16 protein-coding genes are annotated in these 16,517 nt (G+C 61.2%); 8 read left to right on the forward strand and 8 right to left on the reverse strand.

Features of this window, described 5'->3' with window-relative positions:
* Positions 1–88: 88 nt before the first annotated feature.
* Together F7R06_RS18385 and F7R06_RS18390 are read right to left on the reverse strand one after the other, a co-directional pair.
* On the reverse strand, positions 89–1,480 hold the full coding sequence (locus F7R06_RS18385) for an MFS transporter (RefSeq protein ID WP_245706669.1): 1,392 nt from the start codon (positions 1,478–1,480) through the stop codon (positions 89–91).
* Positions 1,481–1,851: 371 nt separating this feature from the next.
* A complete protein-coding gene (locus F7R06_RS18390; RefSeq protein ID WP_090317232.1) occupies positions 1,852–2,604 on the reverse strand; it encodes an SDR family NAD(P)-dependent oxidoreductase in 753 nt (250 codons plus the stop codon).
* Positions 2,605–2,713: 109 nt separating this feature from the next.
* Between F7R06_RS18390 and F7R06_RS18395 the strand changes: the two genes are divergently transcribed.
* Positions 2,714–3,628: a LysR family transcriptional regulator gene (locus F7R06_RS18395; RefSeq protein ID WP_090317235.1), complete on the forward strand. Its 915-nt coding sequence runs from the start codon at positions 2,714–2,716 to the stop codon at positions 3,626–3,628.
* A gap of 258 nt (positions 3,629–3,886) precedes the next feature.
* On the opposite strand, the gene F7R06_RS18400 is transcribed toward F7R06_RS18395, so the two are convergent.
* From F7R06_RS18400 to F7R06_RS18415, 4 genes are all read right to left on the reverse strand, one after another.
* Complete coding sequence (locus F7R06_RS18400; protein ID WP_090317238.1) at positions 3,887–4,192, reverse strand: DUF3077 domain-containing protein; 306 nt, start codon at positions 4,190–4,192, stop codon at positions 3,887–3,889.
* Positions 4,193–4,683: 491 nt separating this feature from the next.
* Positions 4,684–5,733 carry an alkene reductase gene (locus F7R06_RS18405; protein ID WP_090317241.1) on the reverse strand — a complete coding sequence of 350 codons (1,050 nt, stop codon included), beginning with the start codon at positions 5,731–5,733 and terminating at the stop codon, positions 4,684–4,686.
* A 30-nt stretch (positions 5,734–5,763) separates the two neighbouring features.
* A complete protein-coding gene (locus F7R06_RS18410) occupies positions 5,764–6,930 on the reverse strand; it encodes an MFS transporter (RefSeq protein ID WP_090317244.1) in 1,167 nt (388 codons plus the stop codon).
* Positions 6,931–6,966: 36 nt separating this feature from the next.
* On the reverse strand, positions 6,967–7,269 hold the full coding sequence (locus tag F7R06_RS18415) for an ArsR/SmtB family transcription factor (protein WP_090317247.1): 303 nt from the start codon (positions 7,267–7,269) through the stop codon (positions 6,967–6,969).
* A 169-nt stretch (positions 7,270–7,438) separates the two neighbouring features.
* Between F7R06_RS18415 and F7R06_RS18420 the strand changes: the two genes are divergently transcribed.
* Positions 7,439–8,017, forward strand: a complete 579-nt coding sequence (locus tag F7R06_RS18420; RefSeq protein WP_090317250.1) for an acyl carrier protein phosphodiesterase — start codon at positions 7,439–7,441, stop codon at positions 8,015–8,017.
* 109 nt (positions 8,018–8,126) lie between these two features.
* Here F7R06_RS18420 and F7R06_RS18425 read toward each other — a convergent pair whose 3' ends face one another.
* Entirely contained in the window at positions 8,127–8,918 is a 792-nt protein-coding gene (locus F7R06_RS18425; protein ID WP_090317253.1) for a lysophospholipid acyltransferase family protein, read from the reverse strand.
* Complete coding sequence (gene olsB / locus F7R06_RS18430) at positions 8,918–9,673, reverse strand: L-ornithine N(alpha)-acyltransferase (RefSeq protein ID WP_090317256.1); 756 nt, start codon at positions 9,671–9,673, stop codon at positions 8,918–8,920. The genes F7R06_RS18425 and olsB overlap by 1 nt, the downstream gene beginning before the upstream one ends.
* Before the next feature lie 154 nt (positions 9,674–9,827).
* Here olsB and F7R06_RS18435 point away from each other — a divergent pair, with 154 nt between their 5' ends.
* The 6 genes from F7R06_RS18435 to F7R06_RS18460 all read left to right on the forward strand — a co-directional run bounded on the left by F7R06_RS18435 (position 9,828) and on the right by F7R06_RS18460 (position 16,444).
* Complete coding sequence (locus F7R06_RS18435; RefSeq protein WP_090317257.1) at positions 9,828–10,706, forward strand: acyl-CoA dehydrogenase family protein; 879 nt, start codon at positions 9,828–9,830, stop codon at positions 10,704–10,706.
* Positions 10,707–10,863: 157 nt separating this feature from the next.
* On the forward strand, positions 10,864–11,958 hold the full coding sequence (locus tag F7R06_RS18440; RefSeq protein WP_090317260.1) for a serine hydrolase domain-containing protein: 1,095 nt from the start codon (positions 10,864–10,866) through the stop codon (positions 11,956–11,958).
* Complete coding sequence (locus tag F7R06_RS18445; RefSeq protein WP_090317262.1) at positions 11,955–12,284, forward strand: amidase; 330 nt, start codon at positions 11,955–11,957, stop codon at positions 12,282–12,284. The genes F7R06_RS18440 and F7R06_RS18445 overlap by 4 nt, the downstream gene beginning before the upstream one ends.
* Positions 12,285–12,432: 148 nt before the next feature.
* Positions 12,433–13,608: a M20 aminoacylase family protein gene (locus tag F7R06_RS18450; RefSeq protein WP_090317265.1), complete on the forward strand. Its 1,176-nt coding sequence runs from the start codon at positions 12,433–12,435 to the stop codon at positions 13,606–13,608.
* A gap of 80 nt (positions 13,609–13,688) precedes the next feature.
* Positions 13,689–14,999 (forward strand): citrate-proton symporter, encoded by a 1,311-nt coding sequence (locus F7R06_RS18455; RefSeq protein ID WP_090317268.1) that lies wholly within the window; start codon positions 13,689–13,691, stop codon positions 14,997–14,999.
* Complete coding sequence (locus tag F7R06_RS18460; RefSeq protein WP_281198114.1) at positions 14,993–16,444, forward strand: amidase; 1,452 nt, start codon at positions 14,993–14,995, stop codon at positions 16,442–16,444. Before F7R06_RS18455 ends, F7R06_RS18460 begins: the two co-directional genes overlap by 7 nt.
* The last annotated feature ends 73 nt before the right edge of the window (positions 16,445–16,517 follow it).

The raw sequence follows: 16,517 nt of genomic DNA on the forward strand, positions 1-16,517 counted from the left end.
TGCCTATGTTCAAGGCCGGCAATCGGCTGAGCGGTCATTAAGAGTATTTACAGAACGTGGCGCGATTCAGTTCATGGCGTTTGCCAGCTCAAGTTCGGACAGCAACGACTCGGGCAAAGCTTGCAATGCTTGCAATGGTTGCGAATGCGACTGCCCCCCATAGCGCGAACGTTGCTCCGTGCTCGCTCGATAACATGAAGCAATAAGCAACCAGCGCTGCACCAGTTGCCTGTCCAACCAACCTTGACGTAGCAACCATGCCGCTTGCACTGCCGGCACGTGTCGGTGGCGCGCTACCCATAAAACCTTTGAGGTTAGGTGCTTGGAAAAAACCAAACCCAATGCCTGACATGCCCATGCGCCAGCCTATATTCAAAGTCGACGGATCATCAGGCATAAGTACTAGAGCTACCAACCCAAGGGCCAGTATCGAAAGACCGACTCCACCTAGTGCGCCGGGAGAATAGTGATCACTCAAACGACCGGCAATTGGGGCCATTATCGCTACCATGACAGCCCATGGCGTCAATAAGAAACCCGCCTCTACTGGCGATTTGCCAAGCGTCACAAAGAAATAAAACGGCAAGGCTACGAACGCCAGCCCTTGTGCTGCGAAGGTACATACGGACGTCACGACAGAAAGCGCAAACATGGGTCGACGGAGCAAATCAATCGGCAGCATGGGCGCCTTATGACCTGCCTGCCGATGTATGAGCAGTGCGAAGAACAAGGCCGTGCCCGCCAATTCCATTGCAAGGGTAGTGAATTTTTCCTGGTGGGCTGCATCGCCGAACAACAAAATCAAAAAGCTGAACGCGACTATGTTGTAGAGGGCAGTCAGACCATCAAACTTGTGGGTCGCCCGGCGGGTATCAGGCAATACTTTGCGCCCCAGGAAAAGTGCGACCAGGCCGAGTGGAACGTTGATTGCGAATAACCACGACCAACTGGCGACTGACAAAATAAGGGATGACATGGTCGGTCCGATCGCAAAAGCGACTGCAACCACCAAGGCGTTGGTCCCATAACCACGTCCTAGCATACGCGTCGGGTAAATGGCTTTAAGCATGGCTGTATTCACACCCATAACGGCGCTAGCGCCAATTCCTTGTAACAGCCGAGCTATGACCAGTGAAGGCAATGACCACGCCAGCGCACAGGCAAGTGATGCCAATGTGAATAAGAACAGTCCGAAAATCAGAACCCGCCGGTAAGAGATGATTTCACCCAATGCAGCGAACGGGAGGAGCGTTGCGACCATCGCTAACTGATAGACGTTGATGATCCAAACCGATGATGCAGGTGTTGTGTGCAATTGAGTCGCTATTGCAGGTAAAGCGACATTGGCTATTGCGGTGTCGAGTGATGCCATGGCGACACCGATCGCCAACGAAAATATCGCGAGGCGACGGGCGTTTTCGGGCAACCCATCGGGCTGAGAAGTGGCGGTCTCTGCATCCATTGTTGTTTGTCTGGACATGCTGGCTCCTAGATGTTGAGGAGGTTTCTTCTATCAAGTTTGCTTCGTTGGTATTGCTCACTTGGTGGTGCTTAGGTGTGAAGCAATCTTCCGCCGCTTGTTTGATAGCGTCCAAGACCGATATGCAATCCTTTATATAGGTCCATCCTATGGATAAATGTCGTTTCGTGCTCACATGGTCGATGGTCGAAACGTGAAGCGGGGCGGATGAGTTCATGGCCGGAGCGCGCTCGGCCGTGGTGGTCGCTGCCTGTGCCGCGACGCCGAGGGTGACACGCCGACTGCGAGCCCTAGCCGTTTCAGCGTGTTCATTGAATGGCCTTCCTTAAGCCGGTTAACGGGGCGGCTTTTGCAGCCGCCCGATAGAGTCATCAGACTTGTGCCTGGCCGCCGTCGACGAACAACTCAATGCCGTTGACGAAACTGGCATCATCCGACGCCAGGAATAGAGCGGCGCTGGCAATTTCTTGCGCTTCACCCACACGACCCATGGGGATCTGCGAGGCCAGATAGTCCAGCAACCCCTGCTGCTGAGCGGCATCCGGGCCAGCCAGATCGACCAGGCCAGGGGTGCGCGTCGCACCGGGGCTGATGGTGTTGACCCGCACGTGGCGATCTTTCAGGTCGAGTATCCAGTTGCGAGCAAACGACCGTACGGCAGCCTTGGAGGCGGCGTAAACGCTGAACGCGGCGGTACCGGAGCTGCCAGCGGTTGAACCGGTGAGAATCACCGAAGCGTTTTTGGCAAGCAGCGGCAAGGCTTTTTGTACCGTGAACAGCACCCCTTTGACGTTGCGGTCGAAGGTGTCGTCGTAGTGCTGTTCGGTGATTTCTCCGAGCGCCAGCATCGAACCGCCACCGGCGTTGGCGAAGAGCACGTCGATACGACCGTGGGCAGCGCCGATCTGGCTGTAAAGCGCGTCGAGTTGGTCAAGCCGGGTGGAGTCGACCTGCACGCCGGTGGCGTTGCCGACTGCGGCTACCGCGGCGTCCAATTCAACCTGGCGGCGACCGGTGATGTACACGTGGGCACCTTCTTCAGCGAAGCGTTTCGCAGTAGCCAGGCCGATACCGGTGGTGCCGCCGGTAACCAGTGCAATTTTGCCTTTGAGTTTGTCAGTCATGGTGTTTCTCCCGTTTTTCGGTTGAGTAAGTTGCGGTGTGGGAGAAGCATATCGACGGCGGTTTCATTTCAAAATAGAATTGTCTGAAACCTATCGTTGCAGAAATGAAATGAGCAAACTTCCGGATTTTGAAGGGTTGGCCATGTTTGCCAAAGTGGCCGAAGAGGGTTCGTTCGCCGCCGCAGCGCGTGTCATGAGTGTTTCGGTGCCCACCGTATCGCGGTCCGTGGCCCGGCTGGAGGAGCGATTGGGCGGGCGATTGTTCAATCGCACCTCACGGCAGCTGGCGCTTACCGAGTTTGGTGCGAGCATGGCGGCGAAAGCAGGGGAGATCTATCGGCAGGCCGAAGAGGTCGAGAGCGAGGCCCAGGAATTAGCGATTCAACCCCGTGGCCAGGTTCGACTGGCCATACCCATGTCGTTCGGTTTGCGCTGGGTCGCGCCCCTGATGCCAGAATTGATGCGACGGTACCCTGAACTGTCTATCGATCTGCACCTTTCAGATGCGTCCGTTGACCTTATCGCCGACGGCTTTGATGCGGCGCTGCGCATTGCGGTTTTGCCCGACTCGTCTCTGGTGGCTCGCCGACTGTGTGCAGTCACACAATACCTGGTCGCGTCTCCGGGCTATCTGGAAGCGCACGGTTGGCCCAAGCATCCGCGTGAGTTGGCCGCCCGGTCATGCCTCAGTTATGCATATCGGGCTCGCAGCCAGGTGTGGCGCTTTACCCATGAGAATGGGGTCGAGGAAGATGTGGTACCCAGCGGCCAACTGAGAGTAACCAATTCGGACGCTTTGCTGCCCGCCTTGCTTGAAGGGTTGGCTATCGCCGAACTCCCTGAATTCATCGCGAGTGAATACCTTGCCGATGGTCGATTGGTCGTGCTTTTGCCTGAGTGGAGCATGGCGCGGGGTGGGCTTTACTTCGTTACACCATCGGCACGCACCAGGTCGGTAAAGATCAAGGCGCTGTCGGATTTCTTTGCCGAGCACCTATCGGAACCAGAGTGGCGCTGGTCGTGAAAGGGTGGAGGTCAGGCCTGTGCTGAGGCACGGATCGGTTCCTGAATTGGTCCTGCTTGATACAAAGATCGACCGCTTCTGGCCGTTCTCTGCCGATCATGGTTGTAGCGCGTGCTGGTCAAATCCGATGAAATCGTCGGTCAGAACCAATGCAAGTGACTGGTCAGGTCGGATGCAAACGGATAGTCAAATGGAGCGCAATTTCGCAGTGAAAAAAGCCGCGTTCGTACGCGGCTTTTTTACGCCCATGAGCCGTTCCTATGGCGTTACCGTGCGCTCACGATCTGCCTCTCGATCCAGCACCTTCGCCACATCATCGATCACCGCTTTGCTCATCGCTGTCAGGTAATGGGCGGCCCAGGCGTGGCGGTCGGTGTCTTTGGCGTAGGCGGCGTCGACGGCGAGCTCCTTGACCAGGAAAAGCAGATTGGAGGCCTGGGCTAACGCGTCGGCGAGGGGCACGCCGCGGCTGACATGAAACAGCGCCTGGTTTGAGCAGTAGATGAAAGGGGTGAAGCCGATGGTTTTGAGTTCTGAGGGATCGATTGGATTGGTTTTAGCCATGGTGAAGCTCCTAATTTGAAGGGCTGCCACATTCGTTTCCAAGCGAATGGGTGGCAGCTGTGCGCAGGTTGGAAAACCGGGAAATTAGGAAACCGGCACGCCCGAAGGCGTCCCGCGCACAGCCGCCATGACTCAAGATCGTGACGGGCAAACTGTAGCGTTCAATTTCGACGGGTTTCCAAGCCCGATCGCTGAATGGGTCAGCGACGTCCGGAGACTATCCCGTCAAAGAAAAGCGCAACAAGGCACCAAAGTGCCCAAACGCAAGATTCGGAGTTTGCCTACAAGGTCCTACGGCGTCATCCGGTAATGCGATTTCGTAATTAAACGAAACCAAACAAAAAGCGCACTGGCGCAAGAGGGGGCAGCGGCAAGGTGTCCGCTGTCCTGGGACTGAGGACACCTTGAGCATCCGGGTCGGGTCGCTGTCAAGGGCAACAAAAAGCCCCAACTCTTACAAGTCGGGGCTTTTGCGTTTCAGGCGCTGAGGCTTACAGCGTCGGGTAGTCGATGTAGCCGACCGGGCCTTTGCCGTAGAAGGTTTCCGGATGAGCCTCGTTCAGCGGCGCATCGGCCTTCAGGCGTGCTGGCAGGTCCGGGTTGGCAATGAACGGTACGCCGAAAGCGACGGCATCAGCCTTGCCGGCGGCCAGCCAGGCGTTGGCGCTGTCCTTGGTGAAGCGTTCGTTGATGATGTACGGGCCGCCGAAGGCTTCCTTGATTTGTGGGCCCAAGCTGTCGGCACCTTCTTTCTCGCGCGAGCAGATAAAGGCGATGCCGCGCTTGCCCAGTTCACGGGCCACGTAGGTGAAGGTCTCGGCCAGGTTGTCGTCGCCCATGTCATGGGAATCGGCACGTGGCGACAGGTGCACACCCACACGGCCTGCGCCCCAGACTTCGATGGCGGCGTCGGTCACTTCCAGCAACAGGCGCGCACGGTTTTCCAGGGAGCCGCCGTAGATGTCGGTGCGCTGGTTGGTGCTGCTTTGCAGGAACTGGTCGAGCAGGTAGCCGTTGGCGCCGTGGATTTCCACGCCGTCGAAACCGGCGGCCTTGGCGTTCTCGGCACCGACGCGGTAGGCGTCGACGATGTCGGCGATTTCAGCGGTTTCCAGGGCGCGCGGGGTCGGGTAGTCGGACAACGGGCGAACCAGGCTGACGTGGCCCTTAGGCTGGATGGCGCTCGGTGCGACCGGCTTTTCGCCGTTCAGGTACGACTCATGGGAGACCCGGCCGACGTGCCACAGTTGCAGGAAGATCTTGCCGCCCGCGCCGTGGATGGCCTTGGTGACGTTGGTCCAGCCGCGTACCTGATCGTTGGACCAGATGCCCGGGGTGTCCGGGTAGCCGACGCCCATCGGCGTGACCGAGGTGGCCTCGCTGAGGATCAGGCCGGCGGAGGCGCGTTGTACGTAGTACTCGGCCATCAGCGCGTTCGGCACACGGCCTTCGTCGGCGCGGCAGCGGGTCAACGGGGCCATGATGATGCGGTTGGACAGCTCGAGGTCGCCCAGTTTGATCGGATCGAAAATAGTCGTCATTCGTTAAAACCCTCGTGAGGTAATGGTCAATCAGTTAGTCGCAGGAGCCAGTTCGGGATTGCCGCTCTGGCGGAAAGTGATCAGGGTTGCCAGCAGGGCGAGCACCGCCAGTGCCGCGGCGGCGAGTGGCACGCTGGTCAGGCCGAAACCATGGGCAATCACGCTGCCGCCCACCCAGGCGCCGAGTGCGTTGCCGACGTTGAATGCGCCGATGTTCAGGGTCGACACCAGGTTCGGCGCTGCCTGGCCATAGGTCACCACGTTGACTTGCAGGGCCGGCACGGCGGCGAAACAGGCGGTGGCCCAGAGGAACAGGGTGATTTCGGTGGGGATCAGCGCCACGCTGGTCCAGGTCAGCACGGTGGAGACCACGGCCATGGCGATGAAGACGCCGATCAGCGTCGCGGCCAGGCCTTTGTCCGCCAGCTTGCCGCCGATGATGTTGCCGACGGTCAGGCCCAGGCCGATGAGCATCAGGCTCCAGGTCACACCACGGGGCGAGACGCCGGTGACTTCGCCCAGCAACGGTGCGACGTAGGTAAACAAGGTGAACACCGAGGCGGCGAACAGCACGGTCATGCTCAGGGACAACCAGATGCCGGCACCTTTGAGGGCGCGCAGTTCGGCGCGCATGTCGAGTTTTTCTTCATCGCGCTTGGCCGGCAGGAAACGGATCAGGCCGATCAGCGCGATCACACCGATCACTGTCACTGCCCAGAAGGTCGAGCGCCAGCCGGCTTCCTGGCCGAGCGCGGTGCCCAGTGGCACGCCGAGGACGTTGGCCAGGGTCAGGCCGGTGAACATCAAGGCCACGGCCGATGCACGTTTGTTCGCCGGCACCAGGCCCGCCGCGACCACCGAGCCAATCCCGAAGAAGGCACCGTGGCAAAGGGCTGTCACCACACGGGCGAGCATCAGCACGTTGTAGTCACTGGCCACCGCACACAGCAGGTTGCCGATAATGAAGATGCCCATCAACGCCACCAGCGCAGCTTTGCGCGGCAGTTTCGCAGTGGCCAGCGCCATGAACGGCGCACCGATGGCCACGCCCAGGGCGTAACCGGTCACCAGCCAGCCGGCGCCAGGAATCGATACACCAAGGTCGGCCGCCACGTTAGGCAGCAAGCCCATGATGACGAACTCCGTGGTGCCGATGGCGAAGGCGCTCAAGGCCAGGATGAGTAGCGAGAGGGGCATTGGTTTAATTCCTTTTCGGCTGGCTGACGTTAAGGGTCAGAGCTCTTTGCTGAAGGTTTTGAGGAACTCCTGGATGGTTTCCTCGTTGCGCTTGAAAAAATGCCACTGGCCGACTTTGCGGCTGCTGATCAGGCCGGCGCGTTGCAGCGTCGCCAGGTGCGCGGACACCGTGGACTGCGACAAGCCGCAACGTTGATCGATCTGCCCGGCGCAAACGCCGTGCTCATTGCTGTGGGACTGGTCTGGAAATTCGACGTCCGGGTCTTTGAGCCAGTGCAGGATTTCTCGCCGTACCGGGTGCGCCAGGGCTTTTATTATTTCGTCGAGATTGAGGGTCATGGGTGTGGGCTCGTGATGATTAAAACGCTATATCGCGATGGGGCGAACTTTAAATCGGTATTTCGCGATATACAAATATGATTTGGCTCTGACCAGCTCACATTTCGGTATATCGAGTTATAACGATACGTTGATGTGTAGATACAAGGGGCAGTGCTAAGCTGCGCCCATGAACTATCTCGCACATCTTCACCTCGGTGGCCAGCGTCCCGGTCAACTGCTCGGCAGTCTGTATGGCGATTTCGTCAAGGGACGGCTGCAAGGGCAGTTCGATCCGGAGATCGAAGCGGCCATCCAGCTGCATCGCAGCATCGACGTGTTCACCGATCGTCACCCGTTGGTGGACGCTTCGTTGTCGCGCTTTTCCCTGACACGCAGGCGCTATGCCGGCATCGTTCTCGACGTTTTTTTCGACCACTGCCTGGCGCGGGACTGGGCGCAGTACGCCGATCAGCCGTTGGCGCATTTCACTTCGGACGTGTACCGGGTGTTGTCCAGTGAACGGCAGTTGCCCGAACGGCTGGCGAAAATCGCACCGCACATGGTGGCCAATGACTGGTTGGGGTCTTACCGGGAGTTTGAGGTGCTGGAGCAGGTGCTGCGCGGGATTGCCCGGCGCTTGACCCGGCCCGAGGAACTGGCCGCCGCGATGCAGGAATTGCGGGTGTTGTACGAGCCGTTGAGCGAGGACTTTCGGTTGTTCTATCCGCTGCTTCAGGATTTTGCGCAGAGCCATCCAACGACATAGATCACTGTGGGAGCTGGCTTGCCAGCGATAAGTCCGGATCATCCAACATCTACATTGGCTGACCCACCGCTATCGCTGGCAAGCCAGCTCCCACAGGGGGGGGATGTGTTCAGGCTGCGATGGCAGGGCGCAATGGGACTTGCTGTTTTTCCGGGATCGCCCCAAACAACACCTTCTGCACCGCCTGCTGCGCCTCGAACGCCAGTGCGGCGCGTTCGCGACCTTCGCAAGCGATCGGCTTGAGCAAATGAATTTCCACCTGGCCCCGGTCATTGGCAAACAGGCGCATCAGGTGCGAGAGCAAATCATCGTCGCCAATGAACGGGGCCAGCAGGCAAGGCTCGCCGTCGCGCACATAACGAATCGCTACCGGTTGCAGCGCGACTTCAGAATCGATGGCCGCCGACAACAAACGGCCATGAAAGGTACGCAGCGAACGGCCATCGGTGGTGGTGCCTTCCGGGAACATCAGCAGCGGGTGCGCCTGCTCCAGGTGGCGAGTCATTTGTTTGCGGATCAACTGGCTGTCGCCCGAACCGCGACGGATAAACAGGCTGCCGGCCTTGGCCGCGAGCCAGCCCGCCACCGGCCAGGTGCGCACTTCGGCCTTGGACAGGAACGACATCGGCGTGAGCATCCCCAGCAACGGAATGTCAGTCCAGGACACATGGTTGCTGACCCAGAGCATCGAGGTCTTCGGCAGTTCACCCTTGATCGTCACGTCGAAGGGCAGGGCGTTGCTCAGGCGCGCCATGAAAAAGCGCGACCAGCGTTGGCGACGCTCCATCGAATGGGCCATGCCCAGGCGTTCGAATACGCCGAACACGGTGGCCATGCCCAGGCCAAGCGCGACCACCAGCAGCACCCGCGCGATTCGCGCGTACACGCGCAACCGACGCATCACACAGCCGCCTTGAAGTGTTTGGCGTAACGCGGGCAAAGCTCGTCGCGCTTGAGCAGGATGAACACGTCGGCGACCTGGAAGTCTTCGTCCCAGCACGGCTCGCCGCAGATTTTCGCGCCCAGACGCATGTAGGCCTTGAGCAGCGGCGGCATTTCGGCGATCACGTTCGATGGAATATCCAGGGTCGGCAGCGGCTTCTTTGGCTCGGCCCGCAGGTGTTCGGTGCACAGGTAGCGCTCGCGCAGGCGCTGCATGATCGCGTGGGCCTGGACCCCGCCGTCCTGCATCGGAATGCTCGCGCAACCCATCAAGTAGCTGTAGCCACCCTGGTTCAGCACTTCGGCCAGCTCGCCCCAGAGCACGGCGATGGTGCCGCCGTTGCGGTAGGCCGGGTCGACGCAGGTACGGCCGATTTCCAGGATCGGGCCTTGCAGATGGATCAGGCCGTGCAGGCTGAATTCTTCTTCGCTGTAAAACCTGCCCAGGCTGCTGGCGGCGGTGTGATCGAGCAATCGAGTGGTGGCCACCAGGCGCCCGGTGTTGAGGTCGCGCACGCCGATGTGGGCGCAGTGAACATCGTAGTCGTCCATGTCCAGACCCCGTTCCGCGCCCTTGAGTTTGGCGTTGAATTCGCCGCTGAACACGTTGAAGCGCAAGGCTTGGGCTTCCTGCAAGGCCTCGGCGCCCACCAGGCGTTCGGCTTGCAGGCGGCGTTCGTTGCCGGTGTCGCTGATGCGGGCGATCTGAGTCATGGCGAATCTCCGTGCGGGCTGTTCACTCGTCTTTGGGTGCAGCCGATCGACTTTCTTTATGCAGCCGTGTTGTGCAAAGTCAGGCTATGTAGCGCCGGTGTCATCGCCGTTAAGCTTTGGTGATGCTTATATGACAGCCCACAAGGAGCCTCTTATGCCCTGGCAAAACCTGTTGATTCGCCGTGAACGCCTGCCCGCCAATCCGGACCTGGGTGAGGGCTACGCGACCTTGTTGCACCACTTGGGCACGGTCATGCCCTTTGATTTGGCGGTGGCGGGGGGGCGGATGATGGCGACGCCGGGGCTGGCATTTCTGGTGGGGTATCAAGCGGCCTTGCGCATGTTGTGGCCGAGCGCGCCGCCGAGCCTCGGTGCGTTGTGCGCCACTGAGCAACGCAGCCTGCGGGTGGCGGACATGCAGACCCGTCTGCACGACTTGCGCTTGAGCGGGCGCAAGGATTTTGTCACCGCTGGCGATGCCGCCGACTGGCTGTTGATCGCTGCGCGCAGCGAGGCGCCGGGCGACGATCCGTGCCTGAGCCTGGGGGTGGTCTATCCCGATGAGCCGGGCGTGCGCGTGGAAAAGCTGGCTCCGATCCCGTTGATGCCGGACATCAGCCATGGTCGGGTGTTTCTGGACAACGCTTTGTGCGAATTGCTGGCCGGGGACGGTTGGGATGCTTACGTCAAACCGTTCCGTACCCTGGAAGACATTTATGTGTTGAGCGCCATGACGGCGTGGCTGTATGGCGTCGGCCAGGACAGCGATTGGCCGCAAGCCCTTCAACTACGCCTGCTGGCGCTGCTGGCCGGGTGCGCGGAAGTCAGCCGCCAGGCACCGAACAACCCGTGCGGGCATGTATTGCTCGGTGGGCTGTTTGCGCAGTTCGAAGGGCTCAAGGGCGAAATCAATCAAGCGCTGGCCGAAGGGCCGCAGCAGTGGGCGGCGATGTGGCAGCGTGATCAAGCGGTGATGGATCTGGCGGCGGGGGCACGGGGCAAGCGATTGGCCAAGGCGTTGGCGGCGATTTGACTGACCCCTTCGCGAGCAGGCTCGCTCCCACTTTTTGAAGCGCATTGCCCTATGGGAGCGAGCTGGCTCGCGATAGCCATCTTTCCGGCAATACAATTTTCAAAACTGTCATCAACCTCAACTAGGCTCAGAAGGTTAATCCCCACGAGCACCCGCCATGCCCAAAGGCCTGTCGTTGTTTGTTGTGCTGCTGTTCAGTCTCGCGGCCCACGCTGAAAACTGGCCTGGCGAGCAATGGTCACCGGGCCCGAGCATCACCGGGCCGGCACTTCGGGCGTTTGAGGGGTACGCCTTCCCACCGCGCAACGACACCACTCGCCGAGGCATCCGCACCGATGCCTTGCTGGTGATCCGCGACGGTCAGTTGATCTTCGAGCGCTACGCTGGCCCGACCACCGCCACAACGCCACACCTGACCTGGTCCATCAGCAAGAGCCTGCTGGCCACGGTGCTGGGCGTGGCCTACGGCGAAGGCCGGTTCAATCTGCAGGACCCGGTGGCGAAGTTCTATCCGCCACTGAAAAAATACCCAGGCATGACCATGGCCGACCTGCTGCACTGGGCCTCGGGCCTGGACTGGCAGGAAGACTACGAATACGCACCATTGAAATCCTCGGTGGTGGCGATGCTCTACACCCGGGGGCACCGCGACATGGCGGCGTTTACTGTCGATCAGGACGCGTACGCCGCACCGGGTCAGGTGTTTCGTTACTCCAGCGGTGATAGCGGTCTGTTATCCGCTGCATTGAAGGGCATCGTCGGCCCGGCCCGCTATGCGGACTACCCGTGGACCGCGCTGTTTGAACCCCTGGGCATTCACCATGCCACCTGGGAAACCGACGCCACGGGTATCTTCGTCGCCTCGTCTTACGCCTACCTCACCGCGCGGGATCTGGCGCGGATCGGTCTGTTGATGGCCCGTGACGGCCGCTGGGGCGAGCGCCAATTGCTGCCCAAGGATTGGGTCACTTTCAACCTGGAACCCTTTGCCCGTTATCACGCCAACCAGGATGACGCCGTGCCCGGCGGCCACTGGTGGCTCAACCGCGCCGTGGAGGGCGCGCCCCGGCCCTGGCCCGACGCACCCGCGGACACCTTTGCCGCGCTCGGACACTGGGGGCAGGCGCTGTATGTGATCCCCAGCGAAAACCTGGTGATCGTGCGCTACGGCGATGACCGCGACGACAGTTACCAACACAACCAGTTACTCAAGCTCGCGCTCAAGGCCTTTGGCGGGAAGGTGCAGCCATGAACCGCCGCAGCTTTGTGCGTCGCCGACCGTTCAGCACCCTGCTGTTGATTCTGCTGATCGTCCTGTGCGGCTGGATCTGGCGTGAGCGGGTGGCACTGGAGGCGTTCCCGGACATCATCAGCGCCTACACCGCCAAGGAATATTGCTCGTGCCGCTACGTGATGAACAATGGCGCCGAGTACTGCCGTGGCTACGTGAAACAGTGGGTGCCCATCAGCGGCTTTACCGATGACGCCGCCAGCAAAAGCGTCACCGTCAGCGGTTTGGGGCGCAGCAACAGCGCCGTGTGGATCGGCGAGCGCCAGGGTTGCCGCTTGAACCCCTGACCGACAGGTTCCATCTGGTGGAACCACATTCGATTGTCCTCGCGCGCGACTCGCGGTTATCTGGCGGTGAGCGCGACCTGCCTTGATGTGTCGCGAAATCACAGCGAACAAAAAGAACGGGAATACACCCGGCCCGAGGACAATCGTCATGACCCGACATCAGCACATTCTTGCCTGGCTCAGCGACGTGGCCAGCGATCTGCACGCCACCCGCCAGGACATCCACGCCCACCCGGAACTCGGCTTCGAGGAAAACCGCACGTCGGCGCTGGTGGCCCGATCTCTGAAGGAGTGGGGGTACGAGGTGCACACCGGGATCGGCAAGACCGGCGTGGTCGGCGTCCTGCGCAACGGCAGCAGCCCGCGCAAACTCGGCATTCGGGCGGACATGGATGCGCTGCCGATCATCGAGAACACCGGTGCGACTTATTCCAGCCAGCATCAGGGCTGCATGCACGCCTGCGGGCATGACGGTCACACCACGATGTTGCTGGGCGCGGCGCGATACCTGGCGGCAACCCGTCAGTTCGACGGCACCCTGACCCTGATCTTCCAGCCCGCCGAAGAAGGTCAGGGCGGCGCCGAAGCCATGCTCGCCGATGGCTTGCTCGAGCGTTTTCCCTGCGACGCGCTGTTCGGCATGCACAACATGCCGGGCTTGCCGGCCGGACACCTGGGCTTTCGCGAAGGGCCGATGATGGCCTCGCAAGATTTACTGACAGTGACGATCGAAGGCGTCGGCGGCCACGGCTCGATGCCGCATCTGGCGGTCGATCCGCTGGTGGCGGCGGCCAGCGTAGTCATGGCGTTGCAGACCGTGGTGGCACGCAACATCGATGCGCAACAGGCGGCAGTGGTCACGGTCGGGGCATTGCAGGCCGGGGAGGCGGCCAACGTCATTCCGCAGCAAGCGATCCTGCGCCTGAGCCTGCGCGCGCTGAACGCCCAGGTGCGCGAGCAAACCCTGGAGCGGGTGCAAGCGATCATTGAATCCCAGGCCAGGAGTTTCGGTTGCAGTTCGAAGGTCGAGCACCGCCCGGCGTACCCGGTACTGGTCAATCATGCCGCCGAAACCGAGTTCGCCCGGCAAGTGGGCGTCGAGCTGGTCGGCGCCGATGCGGTGGACGGCAACACGCCCAAGCTCATGGGCAGTGAAGACTTTGCCTGGATGCTGCAACGCTGCCCCGGCGCCTACCTGTTCATCGGCAACGGCGTATCGCGGCCGATGGTGCACAACCCGGCCTATGACTTTAACGACGACATCCTGCTGACCGGCGGGGCGTATTGGGGCGCGCTGACCGAGCGCTGGCTCAAGTCGGCCTGATTTCCTCTCTTTCTACTGCCGCTGGACCGGGCGCGCGCCGTCGTGCCCGCCATCACCCACAGGTTTTTGGAGAGTTCCCCATGCAGACTTCGAGCGCAGGTGTTTCGCGGACCCGGCAGGTGATCGCCGCCGTGATCGGCAATGCCCTGGAATGGTATGACTTCATCGTTTACGGCTTTCTGGCGAGCATCATCGCCCGGCAGTTTTTCCCGTCCGAGGACGAGTACGCGTCGTTGCTGATGGCCCTGGCGACCTTTGGCGTCGGCTTTTTCATGCGCCCGGTGGGCGGCATTTTGTTGGGCATGTATTCGGATCGCAAAGGGCGAAAAGCAGCGATGCAGATGATCATCCGCCTGATGACGGTCTCCATCGCGCTGATCGCTTTCGCGCCCGATTACGCCGCCATCGGCATGGGCGCACCGTTGTTGATCGTGATCGCGCGGATGCTCCAGGGCTTCGCCACCGGCGGTGAATATGCCAGCGCCACCGCGTTCCTGGTGGAAAGCGCACCGGCACATCGCAAGGGCTTGTATGGCTCGTGGCAGTTGGTCGGGCAATGCCTGGCGGTGTTTGCTGGCGCGGGCATGGTGGCCTTGTTCACCCATCTGTTGAGCCCTGAAGCACTGGACAGCTGGGGCTGGCGGATTCCGTTCATGATCGGCCTGTTGATCGGCCCGGTGGGCCTGTGGATTCGCAAGCACATGGAGGAGCCAGAAGAATTTCTCCAGGCGCGCAAGCAGGCCAAAGGCGAGAGCCCGGGGCTGCTGCACGTGATCCGCGAACACCGTCGCGCCATTCTGGTGTCCATGGGCCTGGCGTGCGGCGCAACGGTGTCGTTCTACGTGGTGCTGGTGAACATGCCGACCTTTGCCCACAAAAACCTCGGTCTGCCGCTGGATCAGGTGTTGCTGGTGCAGATGATTGCAGTCGCCGTGATGACCGTGGTGATTCCGCTGTCCGGCGCATTGTCGGATCGACTTGGCCGCCGCCCGGTGCTGATGGCCTTCACCCTAGCGTTTTTTCTGATGGTGTATCCGCTGTATGTATGGGTGGCGGCGGCGCCGTCGGTGGAGCGGCTGCTGGTGATGCAGCTGTTGCTGTGCAGCGCGATCGGCGGATTTTTCGGCCCGGCACCGACGGCACTGGCCGAGCAGTTTCCAATCGAAGTGCGTTCCACCGGCGTGTCGGTGGCGTACAACGTCGCGGTCATGGTCTTCGGTGGTTTCGCGCCACTGATCGTCACCTGGCTGAGCAAGGTTCTGGCCACGCCGGTGGCGCCGTCCTTCTACGTATTGTTCGCTTGCCTGCTGACGCTGCTGGGTACTTACTGCATGCAGGAGGCGTCGCGTGCAAAGCGATCCGTCGCACTTAACCTTGAGGTGAAATCTTGAGCATCCATCCGATTGTTGAAATGGACGCCGATTTGTTGTCCCGCGCCATTCACGGGCGACAGGTGTCCTGCCGTGAAGTGATGCAGGCGTATCTGGCGCAGATCGAGCGCTTCAATCCGCAGGTCAATGCGCTGGTGTCGCTGCGCCCGGCCGAAGAGTTGCTGGCCGAGGCCGACACCTGCGATCGGCAACTGGAGCAGGGGCAATCCCGCGGCTGGATGCACGGCATGCCGCAAGCGATCAAGGACCTGGCGGCCACCGCCGGGTTACGCACCACCATGGGCTCGCCGCTGTTCGCCGAGCAAATCCCGCATCACGACGCCATCAGCGTGGCGCGGGTTCGCGACAGTGGCGCCATCATTATCGGCAAGACCAACGTGCCGGAGTTCGGCCTTGGTTCGCAGACATACAACACGGTGTTCGGCACCACCACCAACGCTTACGACCCGAGCCGGGTGGCCGGTGGCAGCAGCGGCGGGGCGGCGGTGGCACTGGCGTTGCGCATGCTGCCGGTGGCCGATGGCAGCGACATGATGGGCTCGCTGCGCAACCCGGCGGCGTTCAACAACGTATTCGGTTTTCGCCCGTCCCAGGGGCGCGTGCCCCACGGTCCGCAGCCGGAGGTGTTTGTCCAGCAACTGGCCACCGAAGGGCCGATGGGCCGTACCGTCACCGATGTCGCCCGATTGCTCGGCACCCAGGCCGGGTACGACCCGCGCGTGCCGTTGTCGCTGACGCAGGACCCGGAGATTTTCCATCAGTCCCTGGCGCAGGATTTCAGCGAGGTTCGTGTGGGATGGCTGGGTGACTACAACGGCTACTTGCCGATGGACCCCGGCGTGATGAGCCTGTGCGAATCGGCGCTGCAGGATTTCGCGGCGCTGGGTTGCAAGGTCGAAGCCTGCCAGCCGGATTTTTCCATGGAGCGCCTGTGGCAGACCTGGCTGGTACATCGGCACTGGCTGGTGCAGGGCAGTCTCGGCGCGCTGTATGCCGACCCGAAGAAACGCGAGCAACTCAAGCCTGAAGCGCAATGGGAAATCGAGGGTGGGCTGCGTTTGACGGCGGCGGATGTGTATCAGGCATCGGTCGGCCGCAGTGACTGGTACCGCGCCTTGAACGAATTGTTCGAGCGTTACGATTTTCTGTTGCTGCCCACCGCCCAAGTGTTCCCTTTTGATGCACACACCCACTGGCCCCGGGTCGTTGGCGGGCAGAGCATGGACACCTATCACCGCTGGATGGAAGTGGTCATCGGCCCGACCCTAGCCGGCTTGCCGAGCATGAACGTACCGGTGGGCTTCAACCCGGCAGGCTTGCCCATGGGCCTGCAAATCATTGGCCCGGCCCAGGCCGACCGCGCGGTGCTGCAACTGGCTTATGCCCATGAGCAGTTGACCCAGTGGGTCAAGCGACGCCCGCCCGGTTGTCTGTCAAACGCCTGAGCGCGCCGGACGGGCGCGCATCTTGCTGTACTTTGTAACAAGAGCACACGATCATCCATTCCGGGCAAAGGGA

The sequence above is a fragment of the Pseudomonas moorei genome (assembly GCF_008801475.1).
In the GTDB taxonomy this organism is placed as follows: domain Bacteria; phylum Pseudomonadota; class Gammaproteobacteria; order Pseudomonadales; family Pseudomonadaceae; genus Aquipseudomonas; species Aquipseudomonas moorei.